13 protein-coding genes and 1 pseudogene are annotated in these 15,146 nt (G+C 67.0%); 9 read left to right on the forward strand and 5 right to left on the reverse strand.

All coding sequences use genetic code 11. The features are described 5' to 3' along the window. The first annotated feature begins 118 nt into the window (after positions 1-118). A complete protein-coding gene (gene dnaJ, locus AABF56_RS19490; protein ID WP_244770413.1) occupies positions 119-1,249 on the forward strand; it encodes a molecular chaperone DnaJ in 1,131 nt (376 codons plus the stop codon). 182 nt (positions 1,250-1,431) lie between these two features. Here the strand turns inward: dnaJ and AABF56_RS19495 are convergent, their stop codons facing one another. After that, complete coding sequence (locus tag AABF56_RS19495; protein ID WP_336314393.1) at positions 1,432-2,106, reverse strand: HAD-IA family hydrolase; 675 nt, start codon at positions 2,104-2,106, stop codon at positions 1,432-1,434. Positions 2,107-2,495: 389 nt separating this feature from the next. On the opposite strand from AABF56_RS19495, the gene recF reads away from it, so the two are divergent. Beyond that, positions 2,496-3,620, forward strand: a complete 1,125-nt coding sequence (recF, locus tag AABF56_RS19500) for a DNA replication/repair protein RecF (protein WP_272807209.1) — start codon at positions 2,496-2,498, stop codon at positions 3,618-3,620. Then, the gene (gene moeB / locus AABF56_RS19505) at positions 3,617-4,375 is read left to right on the forward strand and encodes a molybdopterin-synthase adenylyltransferase MoeB (protein WP_272807210.1); all 759 of its coding nucleotides are present in this window, start codon (positions 3,617-3,619) and stop codon (positions 4,373-4,375) included. Before recF ends, moeB begins: the two co-directional genes overlap by 4 nt. Positions 4,376-4,591: 216 nt before the next feature. Here moeB and AABF56_RS19510 read toward each other — a convergent pair whose 3' ends face one another. Continuing rightward, positions 4,592-5,596, reverse strand: coding sequence for a 2-hydroxyacid dehydrogenase (locus tag AABF56_RS19510; RefSeq protein WP_244770409.1), 1,005 nt, complete (start codon positions 5,594-5,596; stop codon positions 4,592-4,594). A 180-nt stretch (positions 5,597-5,776) separates the two neighbouring features. Here AABF56_RS19510 and AABF56_RS19515 point away from each other — a divergent pair, with 180 nt between their 5' ends. Next, on the forward strand, positions 5,777-6,316 hold the full coding sequence (locus AABF56_RS19515; protein ID WP_272807211.1) for an SH3 domain-containing protein: 540 nt from the start codon (positions 5,777-5,779) through the stop codon (positions 6,314-6,316). On the opposite strand, the gene AABF56_RS19520 is transcribed toward AABF56_RS19515, so the two are convergent. Both AABF56_RS19520 and efp read right to left on the reverse strand, forming a co-directional pair. Beyond that, positions 6,309-7,301, reverse strand: a complete 993-nt coding sequence (locus tag AABF56_RS19520) for an adenosine kinase (protein ID WP_244770407.1) — start codon at positions 7,299-7,301, stop codon at positions 6,309-6,311. The genes AABF56_RS19515 and AABF56_RS19520 overlap by 8 nt on opposite strands. 262 nt (positions 7,302-7,563) lie before the next feature. Further along, positions 7,564-8,133: an elongation factor P gene (gene efp, locus AABF56_RS19525; RefSeq protein WP_064332100.1), complete on the reverse strand. Its 570-nt coding sequence runs from the start codon at positions 8,131-8,133 to the stop codon at positions 7,564-7,566. A 161-nt stretch (positions 8,134-8,294) separates the two neighbouring features. Here efp and epmA point away from each other — a divergent pair, with 161 nt between their 5' ends. The 5 genes and pseudogenes from epmA to AABF56_RS19550 all read left to right on the forward strand — a co-directional run. Beyond that, positions 8,295-9,350: an EF-P lysine aminoacylase EpmA gene (epmA, locus tag AABF56_RS19530; protein ID WP_272807212.1), complete on the forward strand. Its 1,056-nt coding sequence runs from the start codon at positions 8,295-8,297 to the stop codon at positions 9,348-9,350. After that, positions 9,347-10,408 (forward strand): lysine-2,3-aminomutase-like protein, encoded by a 1,062-nt coding sequence (locus tag AABF56_RS19535; RefSeq protein ID WP_272807213.1) that lies wholly within the window; start codon positions 9,347-9,349, stop codon positions 10,406-10,408. The genes epmA and AABF56_RS19535 overlap by 4 nt, the downstream gene beginning before the upstream one ends. Before the next feature lie 229 nt (positions 10,409-10,637). After that, a complete protein-coding gene (locus AABF56_RS19540; RefSeq protein ID WP_244770404.1) occupies positions 10,638-11,342 on the forward strand; it encodes a GntR family transcriptional regulator in 705 nt (234 codons plus the stop codon). A gap of 122 nt (positions 11,343-11,464) precedes the next feature. After that, positions 11,465-12,427 carry a dihydrodipicolinate synthase family protein gene (locus AABF56_RS19545; protein ID WP_272807214.1) on the forward strand — a complete coding sequence of 321 codons (963 nt, stop codon included), beginning with the start codon at positions 11,465-11,467 and terminating at the stop codon, positions 12,425-12,427. Positions 12,428-12,650: 223 nt separating this feature from the next. Further along, positions 12,651-13,831 (forward strand): annotated as a pseudogene (locus AABF56_RS19550) (IS481 family transposase); the annotation flags it as partial. 131 nt (positions 13,832-13,962) lie between these two features. Here the strand turns inward: AABF56_RS19550 and AABF56_RS19555 are convergent. Continuing rightward, complete coding sequence (locus AABF56_RS19555; RefSeq protein ID WP_272807215.1) at positions 13,963-15,000, reverse strand: Ldh family oxidoreductase; 1,038 nt, start codon at positions 14,998-15,000, stop codon at positions 13,963-13,965. Between the last annotated feature and the right edge of the window lie 146 nt (positions 15,001-15,146).

Below are 15,146 nucleotides of genomic sequence, written 5' to 3' on the forward strand. Positions count from 1 at the left end.
GCTTTTCCTTCGCTCCGGCTTCCGCCTTTTGCATGCGCGCTTTTCAGGCATGCAGGCTAAGGCAAGCTTCCAGGTCCATAACAAGAAGACCGTTCCCACGAAACGGACGTGAACCCGAATGGCAAAAGCTGATTTTTACGAGACGCTGGGTGTTTCCAAGAGCGCCGACGAGAAGGAGCTGAAGAGCGCCTTCCGCAAGATGGCGATGAAGTACCACCCGGACAAGAATCCGGGCGATGCCTCCGCCGAGCAGAAGTTCAAGGACGTCAACGAGGCGTATGACACGCTCAAGGACCCGCAGAAGCGCGCGGCCTACGACCGTTACGGCCATGCGGCCTTCGAGCAGGGCGGCATGGGCGGCGGCTTCGGCGGCGGCGGTTTCCAGGGCGGCGGCTTCTCCGACATCTTCGAGGACATTTTCGGCGAGATGATGGGCGGCGGGCGTCAGCGGCGCTCGGCCGGCGGCCGCGAGCGCGGCGGCGACCTGCGCTACAACATGGAGATCTCGCTGGAAGAGGCCTATGCCGGCAAGACGGCGCAGATCCGCGTGCCGACGTCGATCACCTGCGACGTCTGTTCCGGGTCCGGCGCCAAGCCCGGCACCAGCCCGAAGACCTGCGCCACCTGCCAGGGCTCCGGCCGCGTGCGCGCCGCACAGGGCTTCTTCTCGATCGAGCGCACCTGCCCGACCTGCCATGGCCGCGGCCAGACGATCAGCGATCCCTGCACCAAGTGCCACGGCCATGGCCGCGTCACGGAAGAGCGCTCGCTGTCGGTCAACATCCCGGCCGGCATCGAGGACGGCACGCGCATCCGGCTCTCCGGCGAGGGCGAGGCGGGCGTGCGCGGGGGGCCTGCGGGCGATCTCTACATCTTCCTGTCGGTAAAGCCGCATGAATTCTACCAGCGCGACGGGGCGGACCTCTACTGCACCGTGCCCATCTCCATGACGACGGCGGCGCTCGGCGGCACCTTCGACGTGGCGACGCTCGACGGCACCAAGTCACGCGTCTCGGTGCCCGAGGGCACCCAGGCCGGCCGCCAGTTCCGCCTCAAGGGCAAGGGCATGCCGGTGCTGCGCTCCACGCAGGTCGGCGATCTCTACATCCAGATCCAGATCGAGACGCCGCAGAAGCTGACCAAGCGCCAGCGCGAGCTGCTCAAGGAATTCGAGGAGATCTCCTCGAAGGACAACAACCCGGAATCCGCCGGCTTCTTCGCGCGGATGAAGGAGTTCTTCGAGGGCTGACCGCTCTCGTGAAAAAACATCGCCCCAAGCGCTCCGTCATCCTCGGGATTGGCCCGAGGATCCATTCTTCAATGGGTTATGGACGGCCATGACGGAGGAGAACTTGGCGGATGTTATCAGCAGCCGGAAGCCGGGATGGAGACATCCCGGCTTTCCTGTTTCGTGAAACGGGAGCCCGCGTGTCAGCCCGCCGCCCGCAGCAGCGTCAACCGGCCGTCCGCATCGGCTTGCGTGGTGATGCCCTCGTAGCTCTGCAGCGTCGGATGGCCAGTCTCGATGGGGTGATGGTGCGTCGCGGTCATCACCACGACATGGGCGCCGGCGCCCTCGCCGGCAAGAATGCCCGCCGGCACGTCCTCGAAGACGAGGCAATCGGCCGGGTCGAAGCCGAGCCGCTCGGCGCCCATCCGGTAGCCGTCCGGTGCCGGCTTGCCGCGCGTCACGTCGTCGGCCGTCACGATGACCGCGGGCAGCGGAATGCCGGCGGCGGCGAGGCGGCGATGGGCGAGCGCCACCGGCGCCGAGGTGACGATGCCCCAGCGGCCGGCCGGCAGCGCGGAAAGGAAGGCGATCGCGCCCGGGATCGGCAGCACGCCCTCGACATCCTCCATCTCCTCGCGCTCGACCTCCTTGGCCTCGGCGACGGGATCGACGCCCGGCAGGCCGAGCCGCGTGATCGTGTCGATGCCGCGCACGCCATGCATGGTCGGCAGGAAGGTCGCCACGTCCAGCCCGTGCTTCAGCGCCCAGCGCGTCCAGACGCGCTCTGTGGCCGGAATGGAGTTGATGATCGTGCCGTCCATGTCGAAGAGGAAGGCGGAGAATGAACGGTCGAAGACGGGAAGGAAGGAGGACAAGGCGGAGGACCTGCGGGCTGGGAGGGGGAGAATGCAAGGCACGGCGGGAGGTTCTGGCTTACCTGCTCCGCATCATGCAGGCAACCGGCCCGGCGTCGCCAGGGGCTCATCTTCCGGCTAGCGTAGCGCGATCGGCTGCAAAGATCCCTCTGCCTGCCGGCATCTCTCCCCAAGAGCCATCGCCTATGGAAGCAAGCCGCTGCCACATTCCCTTCTCCCCGCGAGGAGAAGGGGAGAGCGGCAGGGCCGAACTCCATATGCGATAGTCTGCCCCTGCGGGCCGGGGCGGCTTGTGCGGCGCCCGGCGCCTGCCCATCTTTCTGTTGTTGCCCGATTTATGCGCCGCAGGGTGATTCCCCTTGGCGGCAAAATGCTCTAGCTCTCACCCCATGCCGCACAAGGTTTCCCTTTCCCGCCTCAAGCTCACGGATTTCCGCAACTATGCGGGCCTGTCGCTGCCGCTCGACGGCCGGCATGTCGTGCTGACGGGGCAGAACGGCGCGGGCAAGACCAACCTGATGGAGGCCGTCTCCCTGCTGTCGCCGGGCCGGGGCCTGCGCCGCGCGCCCTATGGCGATGTCGTGCGCGCCGGCGCAAGCGGCGGCTTTTCCGTCTTCGCAACGCTCGACGGCATGATGGGCGAGGTCGACATCGGCACGGGTACCGAGGGCGGCGACGAGGGCCAGGCGCGAAAACTCCGGCTGAACGGCACGCCCGCCCGCACCGTCGACGAACTGCTCGACCATCTGCGCGTCGTCTGGCTGACGCCGTCCATGGACGGCCTCTTCACCGGTCCCTCCGCCGATCGCCGCCGTTTCCTCGACCGGCTGGTGCTGTCGCTCGATCCCGAGCACGGCCGCCGGGCGGCGGATTTCGAGAAGGCGATGCGCGGCCGCAACCGGCTGCTCTCCGAGCCGCGGCCAGATCCCGCCTGGCTGACGGCGCTGGAGCGGCAGATGGCGGAGCTCGGCATCGCCATGGCGCATGCCCGCCACGAGCTCGTCGGCCTCCTTTCCGGCCTCGTGGAGGCGGCGCGCGACGACGGGCCGTTCCCCTCGGCCACCATGCGCCTTTCCGGCTTCCTCGACGGGGAATGGCAGCGCCCGGCCTACGAGATCGAGGACATCTATCTCGGCATGCTGCAGGACGGCCGCTACCGGGACGCCGCCGCCGGCCGCACGCTGGACGGCCCGCACCGCGCCGATCTCATGATCCGCCACCGCGAGAAGGACATGGAGGCCGAGCGCTGCTCGACGGGCGAGCAGAAGGCGCTGCTCGTCGGCCTCATCCTCGCCCATGCCGGCCTCGTCGGGGGCATGACCGGCCATGCGCCGGTGCTGCTGCTCGACGAGATCGCCGCCCATCTCGACGCGGGCCGCCGGGCCGCGCTGTTCGACCGGGTCGATGCGCTCGGCGGCCAGGCCTTCATGACCGGCACCGACCGGTCGATGTTCGACGCGCTCGGCGAGCGCGCGCAGTTCCTCACCGTCTCGCATGGAGGCATCGTGCCATGACCGATCCGCTCAGCCCCGAAGAGATCGACCGCTACCGCCGGCATATCGTGCTCGCCGAGATCGGCGGCGCGGGCCAGCAGAAGCTGAAGCAGGCGCATGTGCTGATCGTCGGCGCCGGTGGCCTCGGCGCGCCGGTCATCCAGTATCTCGCCGCCGCCGGCATCGGCCATATCGGCGTTCTCGACGACGACACGGTCTCCCTCTCCAACCTCCAGCGCCAGGTGATCCACGACACGGCCGGCCTCGGCACGCCGAAGATCGCGAGCGCCGAGGCCGCCGTCGCCCGCCTCAACCCGCATGTCGCCTTCACCGGCATCGCCGAGCGGCTGACGGCCGGAACGGCCGCGCGCCTTCTTGCCGGTTACGACCTCCTCGTCGACGGTTCGGACAATTTCGACACGCGCTATGCCTCCGCCGATGCGGCGGAGGCTGCGCGCATTCCGCTCGTCACCGGCGCCGTCGGCCGCTTCGACGGTTCGCTGACCGTGCTGAAACCCTATGAGGCCGGGCCGGACGGCACGCTTCACCCCGGCTACCGTGACCTCTTCCCCACGGCCCCACCGCCCGGCGTCGTTCCGGCCTGCGCCGAAGCCGGCATCGTCGGCGCGCTGACCGGCGTCGTCGGCACGCTGATGGCGATGGAGGTGATCAAGCTCGTCACGGGCGCCGGCGACCCGCTGGTCGGGCGGCTGCTGCTTTACGACGGGCTGGCGGCGCGGTTCGAAACGCTGAAATACAGGCGGCGGAACGCGTAAACCCTCCGTGTTAGGAGAAATAGCTCTCCACTTGCTCCTTCTCCCCCGCGGGGAGAAAGTCGCGGCAGCGGGATGAGGGGGATGCTGCAAACGTCTCCTACCCTCTCCTGCGCTACCCCCTCATCCGACCCTTCGGGCCACCTTCTCCCCGCGGGGGAGAAGGGGACAGCAGCGACGAAGCGGTCTTGCGTCCGGAATGCGAAACGCGGAAATGCTCTAGACCCGGTTCGGCAGCACGCGGTCCGGCGGGCGGTGGCCGTCGAAGAAGGTGCGGATGTTGATGACGACCTTCTCGCCCATGTCGACGCGGCTTTCGAGCGTCGCCGAGCTCATATGCGGCAGGAGCACGACCTTGCCCTCGGCGGCGAGCTTCAGGAGCTTCGGGTTGACCGAAGGCTCGTTCTCGAAGACGTCGAGGCCGGCGCCGGCCATCTTGCCTTCGCGCAGGCACTTGATCAGCGCCGTCTCGTCGATGATGCCGCCGCGCGCCGTGTTGACGATATAGCTCGTCGGCTGCATCAGCTCGAGCCGGCGGGCCGACAGAAGGTGATAGGTTGCCGGCGTCGAGGGGCAGTTGACCGAGACGATGTCGACGCGCGCCAGCATCTGGTCGAGGCTGTCCCAATAGGTCGCCTCCAGCGCGTCCTCCGTGTCCGGGCGCACGCGGTGGCGGTTGTGGTAGTGGATGGAGAGGCCGAAGGCCTTGGCGCGGCGGGCGACGGCGGTGCCGATGCGCCCCATGCCGACGATGCCGAGGCGCTTGCCCCAGATGCGCCGGCCGAGCATCCAGGTCGGCGACCAGCCGGCCCATTCGCCCCTGCGGTCCGTCAGGATGCGCGCCCCTTCCGCCAGCCGGCGGGGGACGGCGAGGATCAGCGCCATCGTCATGTCGGCCGTGTCCTCGGTGAGAACGTTCGGTGTGTTGGTGACGGTGATGCCGCGCCGTGCCGCCGCCTCCACGTCGACATTGTCGACGCCGTTGGAGAAGCAGGCGATCAGCTTCAGTTGCGGGCCGGCCTGCTCGATGAGCGCGGCGTCGATCCGGTCCGTCAGCGTCGGCACCAGGACGTCGGCCGATTTGACGGCGGCGACGAGCTCGGGCTGGCTGCGCGGCGTGTCGTCGATGTTGAGCTCCGCGTCGAACAGTTCGCGCATCCGGGTCTCCACGACCTCGGGCAGGCGGCGGGTGATGTAGACCTTCGGTTTTTTCTTCTGGGTCATGGGCTGTTCCGGCGTCCTGTTGACGGGTCCTTAACCAAGTTGGGCAAGGATTGCTTCATCAGGGGCATTTTCTACCAGACCCGGTCGCGAAGACAATCCGCCCTCTTTGGCGTTCCTGCGATTTGCCAATTTGCACCGGTTCGGCAGCGTCATGCCCCCTCCAATCTGTGCGGATCGTCCATGCGTCACCTTGTCCTGCGTCTCAGCCTTGCCGCCCTTGCGGGCCTCCTCGTCTCCGTTGCCGGCGTCCAGCTCGCCCATGCCCAGGCGGCCAAGGGGCCGAGCGGCCTGCCGCTGCCCCGCTTCGTCAGCCTCAAGGCGAAAAGCGTCAACCTGCGCGTCGGGCCCAGCGTCGATTATGCCGTCGCCTGGCGCTATCTCAAATCCGGCGTCCCGGTGGAGATCATCCAGGAATACGATAACTGGCGCCGCATCCGCGACGCGGATGGCACGGAGGGCTGGGTCAACCAGGCGCTGCTCTCCGGCGAGCGCACCGCCGTCACCGCGCCATGGATGCGCGGCAAGGGCGAGGGCATCTTCGTCAACATGCGCCGCGAGGCGATGTCGAACTCGACGGTCATCGCGAAGATCCAGCCCGGCGTCGTCATCAAGGTCGGCGAATGCAACGGCGACTGGTGCCGCGCCGAAGCGGACGGCACGGCCGGCTGGGTCTCGCAGAACGAGATCTGGGGCGCCTATCCGGGCGAGGCCTTCAAGTAAGGCCGGCCTTCCTGGCCTCTTCCGCCAGCGAGAGCAGCGGGCGGGGGCCGACCTGCTGGATGACGAGGCCGGCGGCAAGGCTGCCGAGCCGGCCGCAATCGGCCAGCGACCGCCCGGCCGTATAACCGTAGAGGAAGCCGGCGGCGTAGAGATCGCCCGCGCCCGTCGTGTCGACGACGCTCGGAATGCTGATCGCCTCCACCCTGGTGCGTTCGCCGCCGGTCAGGATGACCGAGCCTTCCTCGCTCATCGTCACCACCGCCAGCCGGCAATCCTTAGCGATGCGCGACAGCGCCTCCTCGAAATCCTCGGTCTCGTAGAGCGCCAGGGCTTCCGCCTTGTTGGCGAAGACGATGTCGATCGTGCCGGAGCGCATGAGGTCGAGGAACTCGTCGCGGTAGCGGTGCACGCAGAAGCTGTCCGACAGCGTCATCGACATTTCCCGGCCGTTCGCATGGGCGATGCGGGCGCAGTCGCGGATCGCGTCCTTGGCGCGCGGCGGATCCCAGAGATAGCCTTCGAAATAGGTGACCTTGGCCTCGGCGACGACGCTTTCCTCCACGTCCTCCGGCCCGAGTTCCACGCAGGCGCCGAGATAGGTGTTCATCGAGCGCTCGCCATCGGGCGTGACGAAGATCATCGAGCGGGCGGTCGGCGGCGGGCCGGCCAGCGGCTTGGTCTCGAAATGCACGCCCTGGGCGCGAATGTCGTGGATGAAGATCTCGCCGAGCTGGTCGTGCGCCACCTTGCCGAAATAGGCGGCCCTGCCGCCGAAGCTGGCGACACCCGAGGCGGTGTTGCCGGCACTGCCGCCCGAGGCTTCGAGCGCGGGGCCCATGCGGGAATAGAGCAGTTCGGCCCGTTCGGCATCGATGAGGTTCATCGCGCCCTTGATGATGCCGTTGTCCGTGATGAAGTTCTCGTCGCAGCGCGCGATGATATCGACGATGGCATTGCCGACCGTCAGCACGTCGAATTTGGTCATGCGAAAGTTCCGTCTCCGTTGGGTGAGAGCCGGGAGTCGGTCTTAACGGTTTTTCCGGAAACTGGAAGGAAAAAAGCCGCCTGCCGGAAACGGCGCGGCGGCTTGGATTGTTGGCGAAGTCCGCCAAGCCTCTCTTTCGTCATGGTCGGGCCTGACCCGACCACCGTGGATTGTGGATCCTCGGGTCGAGCCCGAGGATGACGGAGGGCTTGGTGCAGGGCGTGCATCGACCCCGATCGCCCGCCGCTTCCCGCAAAACCGGTCAGTCCTTGGCGCGTTCCACGTAGGAACCGTCTTCCGTCGCGATGACGACGCGCGTGCCGGCGGTGATATGCGGCGGCACCAGCGTGCGCACGCCGTTCGACAGGATCGCCGGCTTGTAGGAGGACGAGGCCGTCTGGCCCTTGACGACCGGTTCGGTCTCGACGATCTCGAGCGTGACGTGGCGCGGCAGGTCGATGGCGATGGCGACGCCCTCATGCACCGACAGGATGACCGTCATGCCTTCCTGGAGATAGGCCTTCAGGTCGCCGATGTCCTCGTGGGACATGGTCAGCTGGTCGTAGGTCTCCGGGTTCATGAAATGGTAGCCGTCACCATCCTCGTAGAGGAAGTTGTGCTCGCGGTCTTCCACGAAGGCGCGCTCGACCTGTTCGGTCGTGCGGTAGCGTTCGGAAACCTTCACGCCGTCGGAGATGCGGCGCATGTCGATCTGCGTGACCGGCGTGCCCTTGCCCGGGTGGAAGTTCTGCGCCGTCAGCACGACATAGAGCTTGCCTTCGACCTCGAGGACATTGCCCTTGCGGACGGAAGAGGCGATGATCTTTACCATAAGTCTTCCTTGTAACTGGATGGATCACGGCGTAGAGGACCGCCTTGAGACGCCTTCCCCGGGTGCCGAAAATGTGTTTTCGGGGCCGCAACTACCCTATATTCCGGCAAAAGACCAGTCTGTCCGCCGGCAAGCGCGAAGAAACCTGCCACAGGAACGCCATGAGCCTGAAGCCCTCGCCCTGGTGGACGCCCGATGTCCATGCCGATCGCCGGCCGTTCCTTCTTGCGCGAAACCGCATCCAGGCGGCGCTGCGCGGCTGGTTCGCCGCGCGCGATTTCATCGAGGTCGACACCGCGACGCTGCAGGTCTCCCCCGGCAACGAGGCGCATCTGCACGCCTTCGAGACCGCCGCGATCGGCCATTCCGGCGCAAGGACGCCGCTCTACCTGCACACCTCGCCGGAATTCGCCTGCAAGAAGCTGCTGACGGCGGGGGAAAGGCGCATCGCCTGCTTCGCCCATGTCTATCGCAACCGCGAGCGCGGGCCGCTGCACCACCCGGAATTCACCATGCTGGAATGGTATCGTGCGGGCGAGGCCTATGACGTGCTGATGGAGGATTGCGCGGAGATCCTCGCGCTGGCCGCCGGGGTGGCGGGAGCCGCGATGCTCGCCTACCGCGGCGCGACCTGCGATCCGGCCTTGCCGCCCGAACGGCTGACGGTGGCGGAGGCCTTCCGGCGCCATGCCGGCATCGACCTCCTCGGCTCGATCGATCCCGACGGTGCGACGGATCGCGCGCGCCTTGCCACATCCCTGCGGGCGGCCGGCCTGCGCGTGGCGGAGGACGACACCTGGGCCGACCTCTTCAGCCGCGTGCTGGTGGAAAAGGTGGAGCCGCAGCTCGGTTTCGGCCGCGCCACCATCCTGTGCGAATATCCGACCGCGGAGGCCGCGCTCGCCCGCCCGGCGGCGCGGGACCGGCGCGTCGCCGAGCGCTTCGAGCTCTATGCCTGCGGGGTGGAGCTGGCCAATGCCTTCGGCGAATTGACCGATGCGGGCGAGCAGCGCCGGCGCTTCGAGCTGGAAATGGCGGAAAAAGCCCGCGTCTATGGCGAGACCTATCCGCTCGACGAGGATTTCCTCGCCGCGCTCGCCCATATGCCCGAGGCCAGCGGCATCGCGCTCGGCTTCGACCGGCTGGTCATGCTGGCGACGGGCGCCCCGCGCATCGACCAGGTGATCTGGGCGCCGGTCGCGGAGACCGCGCCATGACGGCGGCGCGCAGCCTGACGACGGTGGCCGAGCTGGTCGAGGCCGGCCTCGTTCCCGAGGCGCGACGGGCGGGCGCGGCGGCGGTCGCCGCGCGCTATGCCGTCGCCGTCACGCCGTCGCTCGTCGCGCTGATCGATCCGGCCGATCCGAACGATCCGGTCGCCCGCCAGTTCGTGCCCGATGCCGCGGAGCTCGTGACCCTGCCGGAGGAGCGCGCCGACCCGATCGGCGACCTCGCGCACAGCCCCGTCGAGGGCATCGTGCACCGATATCCCGATCGCGTCCTCCTGAAGGCCGTGCATGTCTGCCCGGTCTATTGCCGCTTTTGCTTCCGCCGCGAGATGGTCGGGCCGGAAGGGCTCGGCACCCTCTCCGCCCAGGCGCTCGATGCGGCGATCGCCTATATCGCGGCCCGGCCGGCGATCTGGGAGGTGATCCTGACCGGCGGCGACCCGCTCGTGCTCTCGCCGCGTCGGCTGCAGGCCATCCTCGACCGGCTTGCCGCCATCCCCCATGTGAAGATCGTGCGGTTCCACAGCCGCGTGCCCGTCGTTGATCCGGCGCGGGTGGATACCGCGCTGATCGCGGCGCTGAAGGCTTCCGGCAAGACGACCTATGTGGCGCTGCATGCCAACCATCCGCGCGAATTCACGGCCGAGGCCCGCGCCGCCATCGCCCGCATCGTCGATGCCGGCCTGGTGATGATCAGCCAGACGGTGCTCCTCAGGGGCGTCAACGACGATGCGGCGGTGCTGGCCGACCTGATGCGCACCTTCGTCGAGAACCGGGTCAAGCCCTATTACCTGCACCATCCCGACCTGGCGCCCGGCACCGCGCATTTCCGCCTGACGCTCGCCGAGGGCAGGGCGCTGGTCGAAAGCCTGCGCGGCCGCGTCTCAGGCCTCTGCCAGCCGGCCTATATCCTCGACATCCCCGGCGGGCACGGCAAGGTGCGGGCGGATTCGGCGGCGGTCAAAGAGGCCGACGACGGCTGTTTCCGCCTTCGCGATTTCCGCGGGGAAACGCATCTCTATCCGCCGCGGCAGGACGAGACGTAGCGCCGGCGCGAGCGGCCTGCACGGGACGGAAGCGCCCGTCAGGACAAAGGAGCGGCTTGTCGGGTGGGGCTTTCACACGCGTTTTTTCATCTTTGTGCGCGGCAGGCGCCGGATTTCGCGGAATCCCGGCCCTTGGAGACTTGACGACAGTTTCGTCAAAATGCCCACTTTAAACGATTGATAGCGCTGCCGGACAATTGTATTTCTTTTGTCGACAAGAGGATTTTCGATGACCGATACCGATTCCAGTTCCCTGCCCGAACGCAAGCGCGGCTCCGGCGTGAAGATGGTCTATGACCTCCTGCGCGACGAGATCCTCGACCTGAAGCTCGCCCCCGGCAGCCCGATCGACGAGGTGCAGCTTGCCGAGCGGTTCAAGATGTCGCGCACGCCGATCCGCGAGGCCCTGGTGCGGCTGGCCGGCGAGGGGCTGATCGAGACCCTGCCGAACCGCTCGACCATGGTCTCGAACATCGACTTCCTCAACCTGCACACCTTCTTCGACGCGCTGGTGCTGATGTACCGCGTGACGACGCGGCTTGCGGCGCAGGCGCACCGTCCCGAGGACCTCGCCGTCATCAGGGGCTTCCACGAGGACTATGCGGCGGCGCTCGAGGCGCGCGACGCCCTGAAGATGATCGCCACCAATGCCGCCTTCCATGCCGCCATCGCCGAGGCGGGGCGCAACCCCTATTTCACCAGCCTGTTCCGCCGGCTGCTCGACGAGGGACGGCGCATCCTGCAGCTCTACTATCAGTCCTACGACGAACAGTTCCCCCGGCGCTTCGTGGACGAGCATGCCGCGATCATCGCCGCCATTGCGGCGCGCGACATCGAGGAAGCGGACCGCCTCGGCAAGGCCCATGCCGAGGCGATCGTCGCCCAGGTGCAGAAGCTGTTCAGCCGCAACGACAGGCTCGACATCACGCTCTGACGGAATTTGTATTTTTCTTGTCGACAAATAAAATACAAGATGCTATACCCATCATCAGAGAGGGGAGAGGCCCCATGCCATGTGCCGGCCGCCCATCCGACGAACCGCCAAAGGAGACCGACATGAAGGCCAAGATTTTTTCCGGTGTCATTCCCGCCCTGATGACCCCCTGCAAGGACGACCGCAGGCCGGATTTCGACCAGCTGGTGCGCAAGGGCAGGGAACTCATCGAAAAGGGCATGTCGGCCGTCGTCTATTGCGGCTCGATGGGTGACTGGCCGCTTTTGACCGACGAACAGCGCATGGAAGGCGTCGAGCGCCTCGTCAAGGCGGGCATCCCGGTCATCGTCGGCACCGGTGCCGTCAACACCGCCTCGGCCGTCGCCCATGCCGCGCATGCCCAGAAGGTCGGCGCGCAGGGCCTCATGGTCATCCCGCGCGTGCTCTCCCGCGGTTCCGTCGTCGCCGCGCAGAAGAACCATTTTAAGGCGATCCTCTCGGCCGCCCCGGACCTGCCGGCCGTCATCTACAACAGCCCCTATTACGGCTTCGCCACCCGGGCCGACCTGTTCTTCGCGCTGCGCGAGGACCACAAGAACCTCGTCGGCTTCAAGGAGTTCGGCGGCGCGGCCGACATGCGCTATGCGGCCGAGAACATCACCAGCCGCGACGATGACGTCTCGCTGATGATCGGCGTCGATACCTGCGTCTTCACCGGCTTCGTCGATTGCGGCGCCGTCGGCGCGATCACCGGCATCGGCTGCGTGCTGCCGAAGGAAGTGCTCCACATGTGCAACCTCGCCCAGGCCGCCGCCAAGGGCGACCCGGATGCCCGCGCCCGCGCACTGGAGCTGGAATCGGCGCTCGCCGTGCTCTCCTCCTTCGACGAAGGCCCGGACCTCGTCCTCTACTTCAAGCACATGATGGTGCTGAAGGGCGACAAGGAATACACGCTGCACTTCAACGAGACCGACGCGCTCTCCGACAGCCAGCGCGGCTATGTCGAGACCCAGCTGAAGCTGTTCGACACCTGGTATGCCGAGTGGAGCAAGCTGCCGGGCGCCGTGCAGACCTACAAGGCGTAGGGTTGTATGCCTCTAAAGCGAAAGGCCCTCCGCAAGGAGGGCCTTTTGTTTTGGTGACGATCGTCTGTGTCTGGCTGCGGCGAGCGATACGCCCCTGCGGCATTTCATGCCAAGGACCCTCCCTCCTCCGTCATGGTCGGGCTTGATGTACGGCCCTGATACATACCTGACAGGTGTTTGCAGACATACCTGACACTTTTCGGATTGTTTCCGGGAGGTTTGGATGGTTTGGCGGGCGAGGTCTGTTGTGGACGAGCGATTGGAATTCTGCCGGCTGGCAGGGCTTGAAGGGGCGAACGTCTCGCGGCTGTGCGCGCGTTTCGGGATCAGTCGGCAGACGGGCTATGTGTGGCTGGGCCGATCGAAGGCGGGCGAACCGATGACGGATCGCTCCCGCCGCCCGCATACAAGCCCGCGCCGGACGCCGGCCGATCTGGAACGATCGGTGCTCGATCTGCGTGATGACCATCCGGCCTGGGGCGCCCGCAAGATCGCCAGGCGCCTGCAGGACCTTGGCATCGCACCGCCTTCGACCTCCACCGTGCATGCGATCCTGCAGCGTCACGAGAGGATCGATCCGGGCGCAAGGGACGGCACGGCGCCCGGCCGCTTCGAGCGCGAGGCCCCCAACCTGCTCTGGCAGATGGACTTCAAGGGACGCACGCAGCTTGCCTGTGGCCGCTGGTGCCATCCCTTGACTGTCCTCGACGACCATTCCCGTTTCGCCATCGCCATCGCCATCGCCATCGAGGCCTGCACCGACGAGACGACGCAGACCGTGCGCGACCGGCTGGAGCCCATCCTGCGGCGCTACGGTCTGCCGATGGCGATCTATACCGACAATGGCAATCCCTGGGGGACGGGTGTGCCGGGCCAGTGGACACGATTGCGCGTCTGGCTGCTCAAGCTCGGCATCGGCCTCATCCATGCACGACCCTACCACCCGCAGGGCCGTGGCAAGAATGAACGCTTCCACCGCAGCCTGAAAGCCGAGGTGCTCGCCTTTGCCGCGCCGGCCGGCCAGGCACAGGCGCAACGCGCCTTCGATCGCTGGCGCAACATCTACAATCATCACCGTCCACACCAGGGGATCGGCATGGCGGTGCCGGCCAGCCGCTACCGGCCTTCGCCGCGGCCCTTTCCCGATCCGCTGCCAGAGCCGGACTACGACAGCGGCGAGATCGTCCGGCGTGTCGGCACGACCAAAGGCTATATCAGCTTCAAAGGCATATCATGGCGCGTGCCCGACGCCTTCAGAAACGAACGCCTCGCCATCCGGCCCCTCGACCAGGACGGTCTCTACGGCGTCTTCTTCGGCGCAACCCAGGTCGCCAAAATCGACCTCACATCCAACGCTTGACTGTCAGCCATGTCTGCGAACACCTGTCACGCATCTCTCCGGGCTTTACACTTGACCCGAGCATCCATGCGACAAGCGAGGCGTACCGAGGGTTGGATCCTCGGGTCAAGCCCGAGGATGACGTTCGTGGGGATGCTCGCGACTCATTCGCCGGCTAATGAAAAGAGCGACGCGATCAGCCGATCGCATCCAGCCCCTTCTCCAGCAGGCGGTCGAGCTGCTCGATCTCGGCGACGGTGAGCGTGACACCGTCCGCCTCGGATTTCCTGCGCGCCACGAAGCGGCGCTGCGAGGGCAGGCGGGCGCCCTGGCCGACGATGGCCTCGAACAGCACTTCGGCGCGGGCGAAGGGATCGCCGGGCCGGCCGGCGGAGAAGGCCTCCGGCGACATTGCGATGATCAGCTCGCCATGGAAGGGCGCAAGCGTCGTGGTGCCGAGATAGTCGAGCACTTCCGGGCTCGTCAGGTCGCCGATCATGATGCCGGCGAGCAGTTCGATCATCGTGCCGATGGCCGAGCCCTTGTGGCCGCCGAAGGGCAGCATGGCGCCGGCGAGCGCGGCTTCCGGGTCGGTGGTCGGGTTGCCCTCGGCGTCGATCGCCCAGCCCTCGGGCAGCTGTTTGCCGGCGCGGCGGTGCAGTTCGATCTCGCCGCGGGCGGCGACCGAGGTGGCGAAGTCGAAGACATAGGGCGCATCGCCCTTGCGCGGCCAGCCGAAGGCGAAGGGATTGGTGCCGAGCAGCGGCCTGTTGCCGCCGGTGGGCGCGACGGTGGCGTAGCTCGGGCACATGACGAGGCCGGCAAGGCCTTCTTTGGTCACGGCCTCCACTTCCGGCCAGAGGGCGGAGAAATGCGTGCAGTCGTTGATGACGAGCGCGGCAAGGCCGAGCGTGCGGGCGCGGGCGGTAAGAACCGGCACGCCGAGTTCGAAGGCCGGGTTGGCAAAGCCGCCGCCGGCATTGACCTTGACGATGGCCGAGCCCTCGTTGGCATCCAGCACCGGCACGGCGTCCGGCTTGACCTTTCCGGCCTTGACGGTGCGCAGCGCACCCTCGATACGGTAGATGCCGTGCGACTTGCAGGCGTCGCGCTCCCCGGCGACGATGACGCGGGCGAGCGCGCCGGCCTGCACGGCATTGAGGCCGGCCTTGCGGAAGATCGCTTCCACCCGTTCGTGAAGGGCGGCAATCGTCAGGGTGGAGGTCTGCGTCATCTTTGGTCTCTTCCGCTTTTGCCGACCGGGGCAGGTTGGCGATTGATCATTTGCATACATAGAGTATACAAGATTTCGTCAAGTGCAATTCGCCCTGCAAGAGTCTATGTCAGGGGCGAATCCCTCTTCCCGTGAGAAAGGTACGT

Origin of the sequence: Shinella sp. WSC3-e (assembly GCF_945994535.1) — a bacterium.
Classification (GTDB): Bacteria; Pseudomonadota; Alphaproteobacteria; order Rhizobiales; family Rhizobiaceae; genus Shinella; species Shinella yambaruensis.

Coding starts and splice junctions, on each gene's coding strand:
- dnaJ (WP_244770413.1), top strand. CDS start 119: ATGGCAAAAGCTGATTTTTACGAGACGCTGGGTGTTTCCAAGAGCGCC.
- recF (WP_272807209.1), top strand. CDS start 2,496: ATGCCGCACAAGGTTTCCCTTTCCCGCCTCAAGCTCACGGATTTCCGC.
- moeB (WP_272807210.1), top strand. CDS start 3,617: ATGACCGATCCGCTCAGCCCCGAAGAGATCGACCGCTACCGCCGGCAT.
- AABF56_RS19510 (WP_244770409.1), bottom strand. CDS start 5,596: ATGACCCAGAAGAAAAAACCGAAGGTCTACATCACCCGCCGCCTGCCC.
- AABF56_RS19515 (WP_272807211.1), top strand. CDS start 5,777: ATGCGTCACCTTGTCCTGCGTCTCAGCCTTGCCGCCCTTGCGGGCCTC.
- AABF56_RS19520 (WP_244770407.1), bottom strand. CDS start 7,301: ATGACCAAATTCGACGTGCTGACGGTCGGCAATGCCATCGTCGATATC.
- efp (WP_064332100.1), bottom strand. CDS start 8,133: ATGGTAAAGATCATCGCCTCTTCCGTCCGCAAGGGCAATGTCCTCGAG.
- epmA (WP_272807212.1), top strand. CDS start 8,295: ATGAGCCTGAAGCCCTCGCCCTGGTGGACGCCCGATGTCCATGCCGAT.
- AABF56_RS19535 (WP_272807213.1), top strand. CDS start 9,347: ATGACGGCGGCGCGCAGCCTGACGACGGTGGCCGAGCTGGTCGAGGCC.
- AABF56_RS19540 (WP_244770404.1), top strand. CDS start 10,638: ATGACCGATACCGATTCCAGTTCCCTGCCCGAACGCAAGCGCGGCTCC.
- AABF56_RS19545 (WP_272807214.1), top strand. CDS start 11,465: ATGAAGGCCAAGATTTTTTCCGGTGTCATTCCCGCCCTGATGACCCCC.
- AABF56_RS19555 (WP_272807215.1), bottom strand. CDS start 15,000: ATGACGCAGACCTCCACCCTGACGATTGCCGCCCTTCACGAACGGGTG.